This is a genomic window from Enterobacter cloacae complex sp. P1B (assembly GCF_014982345.1).
In the GTDB taxonomy this organism is placed as follows: domain Bacteria; phylum Pseudomonadota; class Gammaproteobacteria; order Enterobacterales; family Enterobacteriaceae; genus Enterobacter; species Enterobacter bugandensis.
On record NZ_JADCLF010000008.1, the window covers coordinates 203502 to 220105 of the forward strand.

Annotated in this window: 15 protein-coding genes, 1 tRNA gene and 1 pseudogene; 13 read left to right on the forward strand and 4 right to left on the reverse strand. The window is 55.3% G+C overall.

Annotated features, from left to right (window positions below; genetic code table 11):
* Positions 1-39: 39 nt before the first annotated feature.
* The 3 genes and pseudogenes from INF77_RS09430 to INF77_RS09440 all read left to right on the forward strand — a co-directional run.
* A pseudogene (locus INF77_RS09430) lies at positions 40-1308 on the forward strand (type VI secretion protein VasK); the annotation flags it as partial.
* A 5-nt stretch (positions 1309-1313) separates the two neighbouring features.
* Positions 1314-1625 carry a hypothetical protein gene (locus INF77_RS09435; RefSeq protein WP_370529631.1) on the forward strand — a complete coding sequence of 104 codons (312 nt, stop codon included), beginning with the start codon at positions 1314-1316 and terminating at the stop codon, positions 1623-1625.
* A 60-nt stretch (positions 1626-1685) separates the two neighbouring features.
* On the forward strand, positions 1686-3014 hold the full coding sequence (locus INF77_RS09440) for a VasL domain-containing protein (protein WP_193532299.1): 1329 nt from the start codon (positions 1686-1688) through the stop codon (positions 3012-3014).
* A gap of 51 nt (positions 3015-3065) precedes the next feature.
* Here the strand turns inward: INF77_RS09440 and INF77_RS09445 are convergent.
* Both INF77_RS09445 and INF77_RS09450 read right to left on the reverse strand, forming a co-directional pair.
* Positions 3066-3137, reverse strand: a tRNA-Arg gene (locus INF77_RS09445).
* Between the two features lie 75 nt (positions 3138-3212).
* The gene (locus INF77_RS09450) at positions 3213-4142 is read right to left on the reverse strand and encodes a formate/nitrite transporter family protein (protein WP_041908869.1); all 930 of its coding nucleotides are present in this window, start codon (positions 4140-4142) and stop codon (positions 3213-3215) included.
* 315 nt (positions 4143-4457) lie between these two features.
* Here INF77_RS09450 and mlaA point away from each other — a divergent pair, with 315 nt between their 5' ends.
* Positions 4458-5210: a phospholipid-binding lipoprotein MlaA gene (mlaA, locus tag INF77_RS09455; protein ID WP_041908870.1), complete on the forward strand. Its 753-nt coding sequence runs from the start codon at positions 4458-4460 to the stop codon at positions 5208-5210.
* Between the two features lie 44 nt (positions 5211-5254).
* Here the strand turns inward: mlaA and fadL are convergent, their stop codons facing one another.
* The gene (gene fadL, locus INF77_RS09460) at positions 5255-6535 is read right to left on the reverse strand and encodes a long-chain fatty acid transporter FadL (RefSeq protein WP_041908871.1); all 1281 of its coding nucleotides are present in this window, start codon (positions 6533-6535) and stop codon (positions 5255-5257) included.
* A gap of 372 nt (positions 6536-6907) precedes the next feature.
* On the opposite strand from fadL, the gene INF77_RS09465 reads away from it, so the two are divergent.
* The 4 genes from INF77_RS09465 to sixA all read left to right on the forward strand — a co-directional run bounded on the left by INF77_RS09465 (position 6908) and on the right by sixA (position 11591).
* Complete coding sequence (locus tag INF77_RS09465) at positions 6908-7192, forward strand: YfcZ/YiiS family protein (protein WP_028013973.1); 285 nt, start codon at positions 6908-6910, stop codon at positions 7190-7192.
* 246 nt (positions 7193-7438) lie between these two features.
* Positions 7439-8749, forward strand: a complete 1311-nt coding sequence (gene fadI, locus INF77_RS09470) for an acetyl-CoA C-acyltransferase FadI (RefSeq protein ID WP_041908875.1) — start codon at positions 7439-7441, stop codon at positions 8747-8749.
* On the forward strand, positions 8749-10896 hold the full coding sequence (gene fadJ, locus INF77_RS09475; RefSeq protein WP_047364131.1) for a fatty acid oxidation complex subunit alpha FadJ: 2148 nt from the start codon (positions 8749-8751) through the stop codon (positions 10894-10896). Before fadI ends, fadJ begins: the two co-directional genes overlap by 1 nt.
* Positions 10897-11105: 209 nt before the next feature.
* A complete protein-coding gene (gene sixA, locus INF77_RS09480) occupies positions 11106-11591 on the forward strand; it encodes a phosphohistidine phosphatase SixA (protein ID WP_003861375.1) in 486 nt (161 codons plus the stop codon).
* A 46-nt stretch (positions 11592-11637) separates the two neighbouring features.
* Here sixA and smrB read toward each other — a convergent pair whose 3' ends face one another.
* Complete coding sequence (gene smrB, locus INF77_RS09485) at positions 11638-12189, reverse strand: endonuclease SmrB (RefSeq protein ID WP_008502613.1); 552 nt, start codon at positions 12187-12189, stop codon at positions 11638-11640.
* A 145-nt stretch (positions 12190-12334) separates the two neighbouring features.
* Between smrB and prmB the strand changes: the two genes are divergently transcribed.
* Genes prmB through INF77_RS09510 form a run of 5 tightly spaced genes read left to right on the forward strand, consistent with a single transcriptional unit; the run spans position 12335 to position 16594 of the window.
* Positions 12335-13267, forward strand: coding sequence for a 50S ribosomal protein L3 N(5)-glutamine methyltransferase (gene prmB / locus INF77_RS09490; RefSeq protein WP_023312578.1), 933 nt, complete (start codon positions 12335-12337; stop codon positions 13265-13267).
* 60 nt (positions 13268-13327) lie between these two features.
* Positions 13328-14413 carry a chorismate synthase gene (gene aroC / locus INF77_RS09495; protein WP_028013970.1) on the forward strand — a complete coding sequence of 362 codons (1086 nt, stop codon included), beginning with the start codon at positions 13328-13330 and terminating at the stop codon, positions 14411-14413.
* A gap of 2 nt (positions 14414-14415) precedes the next feature.
* Positions 14416-15240 (forward strand): penicillin-insensitive murein endopeptidase, encoded by an 825-nt coding sequence (gene mepA / locus INF77_RS09500; protein WP_041908880.1) that lies wholly within the window; start codon positions 14416-14418, stop codon positions 15238-15240.
* Complete coding sequence (locus INF77_RS09505) at positions 15240-16049, forward strand: sulfite exporter TauE/SafE family protein (protein WP_193532300.1); 810 nt, start codon at positions 15240-15242, stop codon at positions 16047-16049. The genes mepA and INF77_RS09505 overlap by 1 nt, the downstream gene beginning before the upstream one ends.
* Positions 16049-16594, forward strand: coding sequence for an elongation factor P hydroxylase (locus INF77_RS09510; protein WP_045259677.1), 546 nt, complete (start codon positions 16049-16051; stop codon positions 16592-16594). Before INF77_RS09505 ends, INF77_RS09510 begins: the two co-directional genes overlap by 1 nt.
* Positions 16595-16604: the final 10 nt, after the last annotated feature.

Below are 16604 nucleotides of genomic sequence, written 5' to 3' on the forward strand. Positions count from 1 at the left end.
ATCCTCAACATACCCTCGCTCTTGGAATTGTAAAGCCACATGGAAAAGGAAAACGCCCTTAAACCAGACGCAAGTATCTCGACTGCCGTAACGGTGATTATCGCCCTTGCTGTTGTCACTTTGGTGATACTTTGTGGGGGGCTTCTCTACTGGTATTTCGCTGTTGATGTCTCACTGGGCTGGGAATCGGTTCGGCCCCTGCTTATTGTCTGCGGTATTGCCTGGATTGCGTTAGTTTGCCTGATTGTGCTGGGCTTTCTCGGCGTTCAGCTTTGGCAGATATGTCATGTCAAGACGCTTTCGACGCGAGGAGGGAGAGAGAACCACCGTAAGCAAAAAGTAAGACAGCAGGGATTAAAAGCTGAAATCGCGCGCTCTTTGCGCAAGCGCTACACCCTTTTCTGGCGCCATAACGTCCGCCTGCTGCTCGTTGCCGGTGATGATGCCGCGATCGAACAGCTTGTTCCAGGCCTGCAACAGCAGCAGTGGCTTGAAGGCAACCGTACCGTGCTGATTTACGGCGGAAGTCTGACCTCTGAGCCTGACCGAGAGAAATACACCGCGCTACGTAAACTGCGCCGCGGACGCCCTCTGGACGGTATTGTACGCGTATTGCCCCAATCGCTTAATCTGACTCCACAAATCAGCGATAACGATTTACGCGGGCTTGAAAAAATCAGCGAACTGCTGCGCTATTCCGCGCCGGTTTGGTTATGGCAATTTTGCGACAGTAAATGGTCACAGGCTAAACGCACTGAACAGCCGGTCGGGGCCAGTTTCCCGATCCGTGCCAGAGCCGACGACATTACCCGACAGCTTGAAATGATGCTGCCCGAACTACGGGCGCAGGGCGTGAACCAGATACTGGAGAATAACAACCACGATTTCCTGCTGCGTCTTGGCCAGCATCTCAAAGACGGCGGTATCGCCCGCTGGGCTCAGCAACTGCTGCCATGGCTCTCCGACGCTCAGCAGCGCGTTCCGCTGCGCGGCCTGATGTTCAGCCTGCCGGAGAAGAAATCTGCTGATACGTCAGGGGGAAAAGCCGACGCTGAGAAATATGTTCCGGAGTCACAACGCCATGCCCTGACTCTGCCGGTGACATGGCAGGGGATCGTTGACGACTGCACCCGTATACGTGGCCGCCGGGTCGGTATGGCATGGGAACAGACGCTCGCCTGGACGCTGGCGGCCATCATTGGTCTCTGGGGGGCGGGGCTGTTGATCTCGTTTATGCTGAACTATGGACAAATTACCTCTGTAGCAGGAAAAGCCCGCAACCTGGTTGAACATCCTTCGGTACCGGACTGAATGTGAGCACTGTCTCTGCTTCCGTTTCGGACCTGCTGGTGGAGGGAGGGGCTTTTGAGATTTCCGGTATTGTTCTTCGTTATGACGGTCGGGCGGTAAAGTTTATGCCGATCTTTCTGTATGGACAGGGCGTCGCCGGTTGTGTCGAGGTGACTTTCTGTTCCGGAGAAAATGTTATTTCTCAAGGGCGGCTCTTTATGCGGGTAGGGAGGGGAAGTGACTGGATCTTCACTCCCCCAGATACACCATCCCGGTCAGGACAATTATTTGATGAAGGTATTTTTTTCGGTCTGATTTTAGCGCTGTTGCCATAGCGATAACATTATTTCATCAACTGACGAAATCAACTGACACGAATATGCAGGCCCTCCAGAATGACTATAGATATAACGTTAAAAACCGGCGGCGACCCGCGCACGCTTCCGGATTATGCCGCCCTTCGCGATGAACTGAGTAAATTAAGCCATCCCGCTCGACCGGACGTGAATTGGGTATACGTTGAAAAACGCTGCCTTTCATTATTCGAGCAAAACGGTGTTGAGTTGCAGACTGCAGCCTGGTACACCCTCGCCCGTACGCAGCAGTCTGGAGTCGCTGGCCTGAATGAGGGGCTGGCGATCCTGGAGGCTCTGATTAGCCACCAGTGGGAGGTTTTCTGGCCGCATTCGCAACACGTGCGAATGGAAATCCTTAGCAGCCTGAGCCAGCGCCTGCAGCAACTCATGCGTATGCTCACTTTGGATGACAGCAATCTGAGTGAGCTATATAACGCTGAAGCGTTGCTTTCCAGGCTGGGGGCGGTGCTCCAGACCCTTGAGCTTAAACACCTTAGCCAGTTCGAGACATTACGAACGGTGATACATTCTAATGCGGCAAGACTGGAAAAAAATCATGGAATAACAGATTCGCATGAGATGAAGCCCGACAGGGAAGCGCCTTTGGAAAAGGATGAACCGATCCAGGCGGTGAAAAGGGTATATGTTGTCCAGCAGAAAAATGAGCCGAACGGTGAGGAACCTGTGATGCCCTCCCGGATTGCCGGGCAGTGGAAGCCCTTTGTCGCCGGGATGTGTTCTATGCTGGTGGTCTGCGTCGCCGTAGCGTGGGGAGGGGGCTTTCTCTCCAGACCCGATCCCTTAACGACTCAGGCCATTGCCTCGCTGGCGCCGTTACCTGAAGTGCTTACACCTGTTCAGCAAGACGCGTTAACGCAGCGAGGAACGTTACCGTCTACGTTTATCTCAGATACGCAGCAGCAGCTTACACGGCTGGATAAACTGTCTCCTGACTGGAATATTTCCTACAGCCTACAGCTGTTAAAGCAGCTCCAGACATTACGGCCCGAAGAGGCTAACGCGCTGATAATACAGTGGCAAAAAAAGTTTAACGCGACGGCGTTGCCTGTAGACGCAATGAACAGCTGGTATCAGGGGATGATGACGCTTCAGCAACTGAGTGATCGGCTGAGTAGTCTGGATGAGCAAAAAGGAAAATATATAACCGTGAGTGAGCTTAAATCCGTGGTTTTTTCGACTATGCAGTCATTTAACCATGCGATACCCGCTGAAGAGCAGCTCAGGCGCCTGTCGCAGTATCCTGCAGGAAGTGCGCTCCCTGAAGCAGAAAAGACCCAACTTGAGCTTCACCTAAAGCAACTGGCAACGCGTTATGCTCAAATAAAGCAGGATGCTTCTGCTCAATGAGTTTTTGCAGCGAACAGACTAATTTGGGTTAAAAACAGAGGAAGATAAAAGTGTCCCCTGCAGGAATCGAACCTGCAACTAGCCCTTAGGAGGGGCTCGTTATATCCATTTAACTAAGGGGACGAGGCGGCACGAGTATAGCGTTATTTACACTTTGCGTTAAGCGCGTTGCCGCCTGACTGCTCAAAGAGTCACCATTCAGGTTGATTTTTTTGCTGCTTTATCCTTTTCTGCCTGCGCCTTAAGCTCGGCTTTGCGTTTATTCGACATGTCGTTACGGATTTGGGCATGGCTTAACAGCGCGAAGATAAACGTTCCGCCGCAGATATTCCCCGCCAGCGTCGGAATAGCGAACGGCCAGAAAAAATCGCTCCAGTGAAGCGTGCCATTAAAGACCAGGTAGAGTATCTCAACGGTACCGACCACGATATGCGTGGTATCCGCCAGCGCAATTAACCAAGTCATGAGTATGATCACCACGATTTTAGCGCTACCGGCAGAAGGGAACATCCACACCATTGTGGCGATAATCCACCCAGAGATGATGGCATTAGAAAACATTTCGACTGGCGTGTTTTTCATCACATCCATACCGATCTTCACAAACGCGTCCCGGGTGGGTTCATCAAATATCGGCATATATTCAAATGCCCAGGCCGCGATGCCCGTGCCGATGATATTTCCCAGCAGAACCACGCTCCAGAGCCTCATCAATAAACCAAAATTGCCGAGGGTAGGGTTTTGCATCACCGGCAGTACGGCGGTCACCGTGTTCTCAGTAAACAGCTGCTGGCGGGCCATGATGACGATAATAAAGCCGAAGGTGTAGCCGAGGTTCTCCAGTAAAAATCCGCCGGGAACGCCCTCCAGCTGCACATGAAATATCCCTTTAGCAAGCAGCGAGGCGCCCATTGATAATCCAGCCGCGATAGCTGACCAGAAGAGGGCCATGGCATCGCGCTCCATCTCCTTTTCGCCGTCCTGGCGTATATGTTCGTGAATTGCCATCGCGCGGGAGGGGAGGCGATCCTCATCAATCTCTATCTCCTCACCGCGCGCTTTCTCCTCGCTTTCAATTTCATGTTCCTCATTACTTTCGCCAATTTTGTCTTCACCCACTTCTTTCATATCTGCTCCCGGAGGTTGATCTTTCTTTTAAGCGTAGCGGCTTTTATCGGGATGCCTGTGGGGATGCTCTTAAATTGGCGGGAATGACAACAAAGGTGATACATCTTGTTCAAAGACATTATAAAATTGCCAGCGAAACGAATTCCAAAAGTCAGGCTATGCTGAGATCAGAGTCACGGTGATTACTGCCCGTAACTGTACTCATAGACATCGGTAAACGTGCTGTTACAATCACTTGCACGTTTTCAGACGGAGCGCCAGATGCTCCGTTACGGATGGCAATCAACGATAGCCATACTGAACAGGGAGATATTTATGAAACTTCGGCTGTCGGCGCTTGCGCTGGGCGCGACGATGCTTGTGGGCTGCGCCAGCTCCGGGGAGCAAACGGGACGCTCCGATCCTCTCGAAGGATTTAACCGCTCTATGTATAGCTTCAACTACAACGTGCTGGACCCGTATGTAGTTCGCCCGGTGGCAGTAGCATGGCGCGATTACGTTCCACAGCCCGCGCGTAACGGGTTAAGCAATTTTACCAGCAACCTCGAAGAGCCTGCGGTGATGGTCAACTATTTCCTGCAGGGCGATCCGTATCAGGGGATGGTGCACTTTACGCGCTTCTTCCTGAACTCCCTGCTGGGTATGGGTGGTTTTATCGATGTTGCAGGTATGGCAAACCCGAAACTGCAGCGTGAACAGCCGCACCGTTTCGGCAGTACGCTGGGGCATTATGGTGTCGGTTACGGTCCTTACGTCCATCTGCCGTTCTATGGCAGCTTCACCGTGCGTGATGATGGCGGCGATATGGTCGATACGCTGTATCCGGTTCTGTCGTGGCTGACCTGGCCGCTGTCGGTGGGTAAATGGACGGTGGAAGGGATTGAAACCCGTGCGCAACTGCTTGATTCAGACGGTCTGCTGCGCCAGTCGTCCGATCCGTACATTATGGTGCGTGAAGCGTACTTCCAGAATCATGACTTTATCGCCAACGGCGGCAAGCTGAAGCCGGAAGATAATCCAAACGCGAAGGCAATTGAAAACGAACTCAAAGATATTGATTCGGAATAAATAAAAAAGGTGAGCAACGCTCACCTTTTTTGATCCCTGCGCGATTAGAACGCGTAGTTGAAGTTAGTACCGAACAGCCAGGCTTTACCTTCAGAGGTAAATTCGTACGGGCCTTCCTTGAAGGTCACTTTCTGGCCATGCATATAAGATACGCCCGCATCGACAGAAGCATTCTCGTTGAACGCGTAGGTTGCACCAGCACTCACCCAGAAGCGGTCCTGATCCGGAATGGAAATGGAGCGCTTATCAGCCGGTACCGGGCTGTCATCGAATGCGATACCGGTACGGAATGTCCAGTTGTCATCCATATAGTAGGTGGTACCCAACGCAATGCGATAGGCGTCGTGGAAGCTCTCGTCCTTATAGAACAGCGTTTGACCGTTGGTGCCGGTCGCTTTCAGCTCCTGGAACTGGCTCCAGCTGGTATAGGCCAGGCTATAGTGAATAGCCCACTGTGGCGCTACGCGGTTGTAACCCGAGACTTCCCACATTTCTGGCAGATGCAGTGACAGTGAGCCAGGGACAGTTTGACCAGAAGTCCCCCACGGGATAGTGGTACCCGCACCAGGGACCAGGCTGTTGACCGGCGTCAGGATGCCGCTCTTGTAATCGCCGTCGAAGTCAATTTTTACTTCGGAACGATAGGTCAGGCCCCAGCGGTTGTTTTTGTCCAGCTCGTACAGAATACCGGCGTTCCAGCCATAGCCCCACTCATCGCCCTTCAGGCTGGCAATTTTGTTGCTGTTTTTCGGCAGGCGAGCCGTTTGTTCACCGGCGTAACGCTCAATTTTTGCATCGGCGTAGACGGCATCAAAGCCCAGACCGAAGCTCCAGCTGTCGTTCAGACGATAAGCACCGCTCAGGTTCAGGTTTAGCGTTGTCAGGTCTGTTTTACCGCCGTATTCGCCTGCCGGGTAGTTGTTGTTGAACTCGGTAGCAAGGCCATAGTTAGACGTGACGGATGCGCCCCAGCCAAATTGTTCATTGATTGGTGCAACGAAGTGCAGGTTAGGTACCCACGCCGTTGGCGCAATGTTATCTGCTTTCAGGCTCGCACCAGAAGGTGACGTGCCGGAAATGTTGACATCAGGATCGATATACACCGCACCAGCAGAGAAGGTCGGGCGATCGAACATCATGATTAATGCAGGGTTACGGCTTGCGTTACCCGCATCATCAGCGATTGCACCTTCCCCTGAATACGCGCGGCCAAGGCCAGAGGAAGAAAATTCGTTTAGCTGAAAGCCCGCTGACCAGGCGGAAGTAGAGACGATTGCCACTGCGACTGCCAGCGCAGTCTTGTTGAACAGGGTTTTCTGGCTCATGACCATAACCTCATTGAGTTATTTTTATTCAATAATTGTTACATACCGTAACAGGAGCGCGAAGTGTAGGGTCTGAGGTATGACAGACAAATCAGACCAATGGCCAGAGTATAGGTCCGACCAGCCTGAATGTTGCAAGTTTGTTTATTAATATTTTCAAATATGTTTCTTGAAACGAGATCTGGTTGGCAAAATTGTGACCATCGCGGCTCACCCAAAAGGGTGGTTTTTGTTTTAGATCATTTTTTAGTGTGATATCGGTCACTTATCCGATTTTGCGCCATTAACGGCTGGAGAGAGCCAGCGCTGGGGCGTAAAATATCAGCATCGTGTTTATCTCGCGCGCTGCGCGAATACAGAGGAAATTGAGCTATGAGTAAATGCAGTGCTGATGAAACCCCGGTTTGCTGCTGTATGGATGTTGGCACCATCATGGACAACACCGATTGCACCGCGTCTTACAGCCGTGTGTTCACCAACCGCGCCGAAGCCGAAGAAACGCTGGCCGCGCTGAGCAAGCGCGCGCGTGATGTGGAGTCCGATCCGTGTGAAATCAAATCTACCTTCACGGAAGTGGACGGCGGCGTGAAGCTGGATATCGACTTTGTGTTTGCCTGCGAAGCTGAAACGCTGATTTTCCAGCTCGGTCTGCGTTAATCCTTTTTGCCCAGCGGCGCTTCGCTTGCACGGGCCTACGATCGTGTAGGCCGGGTAAGGCACCGTCGCCACCCGGCAACAAACCGCACAATTGCCTCTGCCATGCAGGGGCATTTTCTTTTTCTTCTCTGTGTTTTACCTCGCATTTTTAAGCTTCCCCGATTGGCTGAATGTAAAAAAATGGTTAAGACTGTTATCAGGTCAGACCACTTTATAGTCATGTAAAATTTTTCACAGGGGAAGGTTATGAGTCAGGCATTACCGCTAATCACCCGACAAGGTGACCGCATTGCCATTGTCAGCGGTCTGCGTACGCCGTTTGCACGTCAGGCGACGGCGTTTCACGGTATACCGGCTGTCGATCTGGGGAAAATGGTAGTGGGGGAGATGCTGGCTCGCAGCGAAATTCCGCCTGAGGTCATCGAACAACTGGTCTTCGGCCAGGTGGTACAGATGCCTGAAGCCCCTAACATTGCGCGTGAGATTGTTCTCGGTACCGGCATGAACGTTCATACCGATGCCTACAGCGTTAGCCGCGCGTGCGCGACCAGCTTCCAGGCGGTAGCAAACGTGGCGGAAAGTCTGATGGCGGGCACCATTCGCGCCGGGATCGCAGGTGGCGCCGATTCTTCCTCCGTACTGCCGATTGGCGTCAGTAAAAAGCTGGCCCGCATTCTGGTGGATGCCAATAAAGCCCGCACCACCGGTGCGAAGCTCAAACTCTTCTCGCGTTTACGCCTGCGCGATCTCATGCCCGTGCCACCTGCCGTCGCGGAATACTCTACCGGCCTGCGAATGGGCGATACCGCCGAGCAGATGGCCAAAACCTACGGCATCACCCGCGAGCAGCAGGATGCGCTGGCGCATCGCTCGCATCAGCTGGCAGCGAAAGCCTGGTCGGAGGGCAAACTCACCGACGAGGTCATGACCGCCTACACGCCTCCCTATCGAGAGCCTCTTACTGAAGACAACAATATTCGTGGTACCTCGACGCTGGCGGATTACGCCAAACTGCGTCCGGCGTTTGACCGCAAGCACGGCACCGTGACGGCGGCCAACAGTACGCCGCTGACCGATGGTGCTGCTGCGGTGATCCTGATGACGGAGTCGCGTGCAAAAGAGCTGGGCATCACGCCGCTGGGCTATTTGCGCAGCTATGCCTTTACCGCCATTGATGTCTGGCAGGACATGCTGTTAGGTCCGGCGTGGTCCACGCCGCTGGCGCTGGATCGCGCGGGGCTAACCCTGGCGGATTTAACCCTGATTGATATGCACGAAGCCTTTGCCGCGCAAACCCTGGCAAACGTCCAGCTGCTGGCAAGCGAGCGTTTTGCACGCGACGTGCTGGGCCGCGCCCATGCCACCGGCGAAGTGGATCAGAGCAAGTTCAACGTGCTGGGTGGGTCGATCGCCTACGGCCATCCGTTTGCGGCCACGGGCGCGCGAATGATCACCCAGACACTACACGAACTCCGTCGCCGCGGCGGCGGGTTTGGTCTCGTCACCGCCTGCGCGGCGGGCGGCCTTGGTGCAGCAATGGTTCTGGAGGCTGAATAATGGATATGCCATCTGCATTTAATCTGACGGTTCGCCTCGATAACGTCGCGGTTATCACTATTGATGTGCCTGATGAAAAGATGAATACCCTGAAGGCTGAATTCGGCACTCAGGTTCGCGCCATGCTCAAGCAGATCCGCGAAAATAAAGCGATTCGTGGTCTGGTCTTTATCTCGGCTAAGCCGGATAACTTTATTGCCGGGGCCGATATCAACATGATCGCCCGAGCGAAAAGCGCGCAGGAAGCTGAAGATCTGGCGCGTCAGGGACAGCAGGTGATGGCTGAAATCAACGCTCTGCCGATTCCGGTTATTGCCGCGATCCACGGTGCCTGCCTGGGCGGCGGGCTGGAGCTGGCGCTGGCCTGTCACAGCCGTATCTGCACTGACGATCCGAAAACCGTTTTAGGGTTGCCAGAAGTGCAGTTAGGCCTGCTGCCGGGATCGGGTGGAACACAGCGTCTGCCGCGTCTGGTTGGGGTTAGCACCGCCCTGGAGATGATCTTAACCGGCAAGCAGCTACGCCCCCGTCAGGCACTGAAAGTGGGGTTGGTTGACGACGTCGTTCCGCACACCATTCTACTGGACGCTGCCGTTGAGCTGGCGCTGAAGGGACGTCAGACAAAACGTCCTCTCCCCGTACGCGAGCGCGTGCTGGCAGGGCCACTGGGGCGCGCGCTCCTGTTCAACATGGTAGGCAAAAAAACCGAGCAAAAAACCAAAGGCAACTACCCGGCGGCAAAGCGCATTCTGGAAGTGATGGAAACCGGGTTGTCGCAGGGCAGCAGCAGCGGCTATGCCGCTGAGGCCAAAGCCTTTGGAGAACTGGCGATGACGCCGCAGTCGCAGGCGCTGCGCAGCATCTTCTTCGCCAGTACTGAGGTGAAAAAAGATCCGGGCAGCGAGGCAGAGCCTGCGCCGCTGCGCGCCGTTGGCGTGCTGGGCGGTGGGCTCATGGGCGGCGGAATCGCGTTTGTTACCGCCAGCAAAGGCAAATTGCCCGTACGTATCAAAGACATCAGCGCAAAGGGCATCAACCACGCGCTGCAGTACAGCTGGCAGAACCTTGATCGGAAGGTCAAACGCCGCCATATCAAGGCAAGCGAGCGTGATAAAACCCTGGCGACGATCTCCGGCACGACGGATTACAGCGGTTTTGCGCACCGGGACCTGGTGATTGAAGCCGTATTTGAAGACCTGGCGCTTAAGCAGCAGATGGTGGCCGACGTAGAGCAGCACTGCGCGCCGCACACTATTTTCGCCTCAAACACCTCGTCTTTACCGATTGGCGATATCGCGGCGAAAGCTGCTCGTCCGGAGCAGGTCATTGGTCTGCACTTTTTCAGTCCGGTCGAAAAAATGCCGCTGGTGGAGGTGATCCCGCACGCCACGACCAGCCCGCAGACCATCGCCACCGTGGTGAAGCTGGCGAAAAAACAGGGTAAAACCCCGATTGTGGTCGCGGACAAGGCTGGCTTCTACGTCAACCGTATTCTGGCACCCTATATCAACGAAGCGATGCGGCTGCTGACGGAAGGGGAGAAAATCGAGCACGTCGACGAGGCGCTCGTAAAGTTTGGCTTCCCCGTCGGTCCAATCCAACTTTTGGATGAGGTGGGAATAGACACCGGCACTAAAATTATACCTGTGCTGGAAGCGGCTTATGGCGATCGTTTTACCCCGCCTGCAAACATTGTTTCTGCAATTTTGAAGGACGATCGCAAAGGCAGAAAAAATGAACGCGGTTTCTATCTTTACGGCGCGAAAGGGCGTAAAAGCAAGAAACAGGTCGACCCTTCGGTTTATGGGCTTATTTCGGCCACCGGTCAGGGAAGACTGTCTGCCGTTCAGTGCGCAGAACGTTGCGTCATGATGATGCTCAATGAAGCGGCGCGCTGCTTTGGTGAACAGGTGATCAAGAGCGCACGCGATGGCGACATCGGCGCGGTATTTGGTATTGGTTTCCCGCCGTTCCTTGGCGGCCCGTTCCGTTACATGGATACGCTCGGTGCGGGTGAAGTGGTTGTCATTTTGCAACGTCTGGCCTCGCAATACGGTCCGCGGTTTACACCGTGTGACGAATTATTGCAGATGGCGGAGCGGGGCCAGACATTCTGGCCTGCAAGGGAAACTGATTTCGTAAACTGAAGTCAAAGAAGGGTAAATCCTGAGGTGAATGAACCTGTTCTGGCGATTTTGTAAACAGAGATTGACTATACTTACGCCATTGAGGTAAAAAACAGCGTTTCATTCACTGAATGGATCAGGCACAATGCCCGGCCATCGGGTTTTCTACCTCAGAGCATTAATCGCGGGTAGTTAACGCCGGTGATTCTGGTTAACAAAAGCGGTGCAATATGCAAGTTTTTATCATGCGTCACGGCGACGCGGCACTCGATGCCGCCAGTGACTCAGTACGTCCTTTAACCGTCTGTGGCTGTGACGAATCCCGTCAAATGGCGACGTGGCTTAAAGGTCAAAAAGTGGACATTGAACGTGTTCTGGTGAGTCCGTTCCTGCGTGCAGAACAGACGCTGGACGTGGTAGGGGAGTGTATGAACCTGCCATCAAGCGTGGACGTTCTCCCTGAGCTGACGCCATGCGGCGATGTCGGTCTTGTCAGCGCTTACCTTCAGGCGCTGTGCAATGAAGGTGTCGCTTCCGCACTGGTCATTTCCCACCTGCCGCTGGTCGGCTATCTGGTATCTGAGCTGTGCCCGGGCGAAACGCCGCCAATGTTCACCACTTCCGCCATTGCCAACGTCACTCTCGACGAAACCGGCAAAGGGGTCTTCAACTGGCAAATGAGCCCGTGCAACCTGAAGATGGCAAAAGCCATCTGACGTGACGTGTGACAGGGCGGGGTACTACGTGTTTCCCGCCCTTCTGTCAGGGCAACTCTGGCGGCTGCCACTCCTCAACTTCAATCAACACCAGCAATGCGGCATCGCCGCCGTACTCTTTCGGTGCCTGATGAAACGCCATCACGTGCGGGTGCTGAGCCAGCCACAGCGGCGTCTGTTGCTTCAGAATGTGTTTACCGTGGCCGTGCATCACGCAGGCGCAAAAAACATGTTCGCGGCGACAGGCGGCAATCAACGCCCCCAGCTCCTGTTTCGCCTGCATCTGGGTTAAGCCGTGCAGATCGAGAAACAGCTCCGGCGAATAATCTCCGCGTCGTAACTTTTTCAGCTCAAAATGGCTGACGTCTTCGCGCACGTACTTCACAGCCCCTTGCGTATTGAGCAGCGGCTGAAATTCATCTGAAAAATAGTGGCTGTTATCCGCCTGCTCCTGGAGCAGCCGTTTGACCGGAACTTCGCTGATTTTTTTACGCTGCGGACGGTGGACAATCGTGTCCTGCGCGATTTTCCGCGTCCCGGTCATTAGCTGGCGGAAGAGCGCCTGATCCTCCTCGCTGAGCGATGTTTTCTTTTTCATTCGTCATTCTCATCTCGTATTTCCGATAGTGTACCCGACTAAACGCATTTTTTAACCTCAAGCGGTACGCGTCATTGCTGATTTATCGCCGTCTTCATGGCAAACTAGCCGCCGAAAATTATGCGAGCATGCCCTGGAGGAAAGAGTGGATAAAATATTTGTCGATGAAGCAGTAAACGAGCTGCATACCATACAGGACATGTTGCGCTGGTCGGTTAGCCGCTTCAGCGCCGCTAATATCTGGTACGGTCACGGTACCGATAACCCGTGGGACGAGGCCGTTCAGCTGGTGCTGCCGTCTCTTTACCTGCCGCTGGACATTCCGGAAGACATGCGCACCGCGCGCCTGACCTCCAGCGAAAAACATCGCATCGTTGAGCGCGTGATCCGTCGCGTAAACGAGCGCATTCCGGTTGCTTACCTGACCAACAAAGCCTGGTTCTGCGGCCACGAGTTTTACGTCGATGAACGCGTGCTGGTACCGCGCTCGCCGATTGGTGAGCTGATCAACAACCACTTTGAAGGCCTGATTAACCATCAGCCGCAGCACATTCTCGATATGTGCACCGGCAGCGGCTGCATCGCTATTGCCTGCGCCTACGCTTTCCCTGAAGCGGAAGTGGACGCCGTCGATATCTCCACCGACGCGCTGGCCGTGACCGAACACAACATCGAAGAGCACGGCCTGATCCATCACGTCACGCCAATCCGCTCTGACCTGTTCCGCGACCTGCCGACGCTGCAGTACGATCTGATCGTCACTAACCCGCCGTACGTCGATGCAGAAGACATGTCCGATCTGCCTAACGAATATCGTCACGAGCCGGAGCTGGGCCTGGCGTCAGGCTCGGACGGCCTGAAGCTGACCCGCCGCATTCTGGCCTGCGCGCCGGATTACCTGACCGATGACGGCGTTCTGATTTGTGAAGTGGGCAACAGCATGGTACATCTGATAGAGCAGTACCCGGATGTGCCGTTCACCTGGCTTGAGTTCGACAACGGCGGTGACGGCGTCTTTATGCTGACCAAAGCGCAGCTGCTCGACGCGCGCGAACACTTCAGCATCTATAAAGATTAATCCAGCGGGCTTCGGCCCGTTTCACAACGCTCAAACACAAACAACAACATCGGAGCCGTGATGGCAGGAAACAGTATTGGACAGTTATTCCGCGTGACCACCTTTGGCGAGTCGCACGGGCTGGCGCTGGGCTGTATCGTTGATGGCGTACCGCCAGGCATCGAACTGACCGAAGCAGATTTACAGCACGACCTTGACCGCCGTCGTCCGGGCACCTCTCGCTACACCACGCAGCGTCGCGAGCCGGACCAGGTCAAAATTCTCTCCGGCGTTTTTGAAGGCCGCACCACCGGCACCAGCATTGGTCTGCTGATTGAAAACACCGATCAGCGCTCTCAGGACTACGGTGCTATCAAAGACGTGTTCCGCCCGGGCCATGCCGACTACACCTACGAGCAAAAGTACGGCTTTCGCGACTATCGCGGCGGCGGACGCTCTTCCGCGCGTGAAACCGCGATGCGCGTGGCCGCTGGCGCGATTGCTAAAAAGTATTTGCAGCAGAAATTTGGCATCGTCATTCGCGGCTGTCTGACCCAGATGGGCGACATTCCGCTGGCGATCAAGGACTGGGATCAGGTCGAGCAAAACCCGTTCTTCTGCGCCGATGCGGATAAGCTTGACGCGCTGGACGAACTGATGCGCGGCCTGAAAAAAGAGGGCGACTCCATTGGCGCGAAAGTCACCGTGGTGGCAGATGGCGTCCCGGCTGGCTGGGGCGAGCCGGTATTTGACCGTCTCGACGCCGATATCGCCCACGCGCTGATGAGCATCAACGCGGTGAAGGGCGTCGAGATTGGCGACGGCTTCGACGTGGTGGCGCTTCGCGGCAGCCAGAACCGCGACGAAATCACGAAAGCGGGCTTCCAGAGCAACCATGCGGGCGGCATTCTCGGCGGTATCAGCAGTGGACAGCAGATTATTGCCAACATCGCGCTGAAGCCGACCTCAAGCATCACCGTGCCGGGCCACACGATTAACCGCTCAGGCGAAGAAGTTGAGATGATCACCAAAGGTCGTCACGATCCGTGCGTGGGGATCCGCGCGGTGCCGATCGCGGAAGCGATGCTGGCGATCGTGCTGATGGATCACTTCCTGCGCCAGCGCGCGCAGAACGCGGACGTGACGACCACCATTCCACGCTGGTAAACATGAAAAAAACCGCAATTGCTCTGCTGGCGCTGCTGGCCAGTGGAGCCAGTCTGGCCGCCACGCCGTGGCAAAAAATCACCCATCCGGTGGCGGGAAGCGCGCAGTCCATCGGCGCCTTCTCTAACGGCTGTATCGTGGGCGCGCAGGAGCTGCCGCTGCAATCAGATACCTATCAGGTGATGCGTACCGACCAGCGTCGTTACTTCGGCCACCCTGATCTGGTGCTGTTCATTCAGCGACTGGGGAACCAGGTGCATAACCTGGGGCTGGGGACGATGCTGATTGGCGATATGGGGATGCCTGCCGGTGGCCGCTTTAACGGCGGGCACGCCAGCCACCAGACCGGACTGGATGTCGACATCTTCCTGCAGCTGCCGAAAACGCGCTGGACGTCTGCGCAGCTGCTGAAGCCGCAGGCGCTGGATCTGGTGTCGCGCGACGGCAAAAGCGTGGTGCCATCACTGTGGTCACGGGATATTTCGAGCCTGATCAAGCTGGCGGCGAAAGATAACGACGTCACGCGGATTTTCGTCAACCCGGCGATCAAGCAGCAGCTTTGTCTGGATGCGGGGACGGATCGCGACTGGCTGCGCAAAGTGCGCCCGTGGTTCCAGCATCGTGCGCATATGCACGTGCGTCTGCGCTGCCCGGCGAACAGCCTGGAATGTGAAGATCAGCCGCTACCGCCGCCAGGCGATGGCTGTGGTTACGAACTGCAAAGCTGGTTTGAGCCGGCAAAACCTGGAACCTCTAAGCCTGAGAAGAAGACACCGCCTCCGTTGCCGCCTTCCTGCCAGGCGCTACTGGATGAGCATGTACTTTAATGGATAATTTCGTCGATCTGTTTATGGTGTCACCGCTGCTGCTGGTGGTGCTGTTCTTTGTGGCCATGTTGGCCGGTTTTATCGATGCACTCGCGGGCGGCGGCGGGCTGTTAACCGTGCCCGCGCTGCTGGCGGCGGGCATGAGCCCGGCGCAGGCGCTTGCCACCAATAAGCTGCAGGCCTGCGGCGGCTCGCTTTCGGCGTCGCTCTATTTTATCCGCAGCAAGGTGGTGAATCTCGCCGATCAAAAGCTCAATATCCTGATGACCTTTATCGGCTCAACGTCGGGCGCGCTGCTGGTGCAGCACGTGCAGTCGGATATTTTGCGCCAGATCCTGCCGATTCTGGTTATCTGCATCGGTCTCTATTTCCTGCTGATGCCTAAGCTCGGTGAGGAAGACCGGGCGCGGCGGCTGCACGGCCTGCCGTTTGCGCTGATTGCCGGTGGCTGCGTCGGCTTTTACGACGGCTTCTTTGGCCCGGGGGCAGGCTCGTTTTACGCACTGGCGTTCGTGACGCTGGCCGGCTTTAACCTCGCCAAATCCACCGCCCACGCTAAGGTGCTGAATGCGACCTCGAACGTCGGCGGCCTGCTGCTGTTTATCATTGGCGGCAAGGTTATCTGGGCAACCGGGTTTGTGATGATGGCAGGGCAGTTTTTGGGCGCGCGCGCAGGCTCGCGTCTGGTATTAAGCAAAGGGCAAAAGCTGATCCGCCCGATGATTGTTGTCGTCTCGGCGGTGATGAGCGCCAAACTTCTTTATGACAGCCATGGACAGGAGATCCTCACCTGGTTGGGGATGAACTAATGAACAGTACGCATAAATACGAACAGCTGATTGAGATCTTCGATAGCTGTTTTGCTGATGATTTTAATACCCGTCTGATTAAAGGCGACGACGAACCGATCTATCTTCCTGCTGATGCAGAGGTTCCGTACAACCGCATCGTCTTTGCCCACGGCTTTTACGCCAGCGGTTTGCACGAGATCTCGCACTGGTGCATCGCGGGGAAAGCGCGTCGCGAGCTGGTGGACTTCGGTTACTGGTACTGTCCGGACGGGCGCGACGCCGCCACCCAGGGCCAGTTTGAAGACGTGGAAGTGAAGCCGCAGGCGCTGGAATGGCTGTTCTGCGTGGCGGCGGGTTTCCCGTTCAACGTGAGCTGTGACAACCTTGAAGGTGACTTTGAGCCAGACCGTATCGTCTTCCAGCGCCGCGTGCATGCGCAGGTGATGGAGTATCTTGAGAAAGGCATCCCGGAACGTCCGGCGCGCCTGATCGAGGCTTTACAGAATTATTACCACACGCCGGAGATCACGGCGGAATGCTTCCCTTGGCCGGAAGATCTTTAACAGAGGAAAG